Source organism: Okeania sp. SIO2B9, from assembly GCF_010672505.1.
GTDB classification, from domain to species: Bacteria; Cyanobacteriota; Cyanobacteriia; order Cyanobacteriales; family Microcoleaceae; genus Okeania; species Okeania hirsuta.
The window spans coordinates 1-2750 of record NZ_JAAHGK010001052.1; the positions used below are offsets into that span (position 1 = coordinate 1).

General features: G+C 42.7%; 1 protein-coding gene. It reads left to right on the plus strand.

Annotated elements, in window-relative coordinates:
* The first annotated feature begins 360 nt into the window (after positions 1-360).
* Positions 361-2370: an FAD-dependent oxidoreductase gene (locus tag F6K13_RS27120; RefSeq protein WP_124154099.1), complete on the plus strand. Its 2010-nt coding sequence runs from the start codon at positions 361-363 to the stop codon at positions 2368-2370.
* Positions 2371-2750: the final 380 nt, after the last annotated feature.

Genomic DNA, 2750 nt, shown 5'->3' on the forward strand with positions numbered 1-2750 from the left:
TATTTTCTTTGTGGGTTTAATACCCCACCGTCTACACGGTGTTCAAAATTACTTGGGGTTAGAATCCCCATGTAATTTTCCTCCTGTCTCCTGTCTCCTGTCTCCTGTCTCCTTCTTCAATTCCCTACGTTAGATACTTTATTTATGGCCATATTTACCTTTTTTTGACAAACAGTCTCTTACTCTATTATTTTTTATTTTTTAAATGTATAGTATTTATGATAGCCTCCAAAAATAAAAATCGTCAACCATAGACTAATTACTCAACTGGTGGTCATATAAATCTATTGGACTCGAAATCAAGTTTGTTCAAATTAATCTAAAATTTGAGTATTTGATTACTAACAGTTCACCTAAATTATGCTCAAAAAAACCAAACCAATAATTAGTCTAATTCTCAGCTTATTTTCCCTAACTCCAACTATTGCCCCCGCGTTAGCAGCGCCACCCCGCACCCCAGACCAAGAAGAAACCTGCGAAATACTCATCATCGGTGGCGGTTTGTCAGGAGCAGCAACTGCCTACGAATCATTATTAGCAGGACGCACCGTTTGTGTCACCGAAATTACCGACTGGGTAGGTGGTCAAATTTCCTCCCAAGGTACATCCGCTCTCGACGAACGCGGTACTCAACGCAGTCTCCTATTTTATCCCCGTGGTTACTTAGAATTACGGGAACGCATTGAGGAAAAATACGGTAGATTAAATCCCGGTCGTTGTTGGGTCAGCGTCTCCTGTTTTATGCCCTACGATGGTCACGGTATTCTATTTCAGATGTTGCAAGATGCTGCCAAAAAAGGTGGAGGAACATTCAAATGGTTTCCCAATACTGTTGTGAAAGAGTTAGACATTTCCAATAATCAAATCAATAGAGCGATCGCTATCCAACATCAACCAGCAGCAGGCACCCCACCCATCAACACCGAACCCCTGTCTCAAGTTATCGAAGATGCTTACCGTTACGAAAACTCAGTGCGTTTCGACAAAACCATAATTCAATTTATACCCCAACCTTCCCCAGAAAAAACAGGCGGTGCAGACTGGTACGTTGTCGAAGCTACGGAAACCGGAGAAATTATTGCTCTAGCAGATGTTCCCTATCGTCTCGGTATTGATCCACAAACCTATCTTGACCCCTCATCCCCCGTTGACACTAGAGACTCCTACTGCACCCAAGGTTTTACCTACACCTTCGCCATGGAAGCAACCGAAACACCTCAAACCCATGTGGAACCACCCTTTTATTCTCAGTATGCACCCTACTATAGTTATGAATTATCAAGATTAGCTAGTTTCCCCCTAGTTTTCACCTATCGTCAAATTTGGTCAGTGAAACCAGACGCACCGCAACCAGGAGATTACAAAAAACGAACAATTTTTCCCGGCGATATTTCCATGCAAAATTGGACTTGGGGTAATGACTACCGTCCTGGCAACCGCGACGACAATTTGATTTACAGTCGAGGGCAACTACAAGCTACAGGTCAACTGCAACCGGGGGGTTGGATGGGTGGTTTGCGTGCCGAAACCCTCCGTCGAGGTGAGGAAAATGCTCTCGGTTATTTTTATTGGTTAGTTGAGGGTACTACTGACTCTCAGTTAGGGGAAGGGGTGAAGCAAAAATATCCAAACCATCGTTTATTGACTGGATTTGACGCGCCGATGGGAACAGCTCATGGGTTGTCAAAATATCCTTATATGCGGGAGGGGCGACGCATTATTGGTCGTGTTGGGAAAACTCGCCCCAGGGGTTTTACAGTAGCAGAGGTTGATATTGCTAAAAAGAATTTTCGGGATAATTTTTATCTACAAAATTTACCGTCAGATATGTTGCATTATTTGTGGGGAAGTGTTGCTGCTTTTGTACCTGAAAATTCACAAATTAATTCAATGAAAGAAATGCCTCAACGAGCAAGAGCAACTGTTTTTCCTGATAGTGTAGGAATTGGTCATTATGCCATAGATTTTCATCCCTGCATGACAAAAAGTCCGGCAGAAGCACCTGGTAATTCTGAACGAGCAGGTATTAGGAGGGGTCAAGGTTCTGCTTATCCTTTTCAAATTCCTTTACGGGCAATGATCCCTCAGCAAATTGATAATTTGTTGGTAGCGGGGAAGACTATTGCTACAAGTTATATTGCTGCTGCTGCTTATCGGGTTCATTCTTTTGAATGGTCTGCTGGTGCTGCTGCTGGTACAACAATTGATTTTGCTTTGGAGCGAGGTATTTTTCCTGATGAATTGATTGATGATATGCCTTCTAAGGAATGGGAATTGGAGGTTTTACAAGGTCGCTTACAAGAAAATGGTAATCCCACAGCTTTTCCTGAAACTTCTATTTTTAATAATACTTGGGATGAATGGAAATAGTATTGTTGCTTAGTTGAGATGAATGGCGTTGGTGAAGCGCGTGTATGATATTAATTTGGTGGTGGTGCATAGTAATGGTAGAGAGAGTGTGGGGAGATGGGGGGATGGGGAGATGGGGAGTGTGGGAGAAATTAAAAAATATATATCTTCACCAAAACCCATACAGGACTACCATTATCATTTTCTTTGTGGGTTTAATACCCCACCGTCTACAGGGTGTTCAAAATTACTTGGGGGAGCGAATCCATAAGTAATTTTCCTCCTGTCTCCTGTCTCCTGTCTCCTGTCTCCTTCTTCAAAGCGCTGTGCGCAGGCAACAGCTCATCTGGCAACAGCTCATCTGGGGGAATAAAAAACCGATAATATCAGGCTTTTAGCTA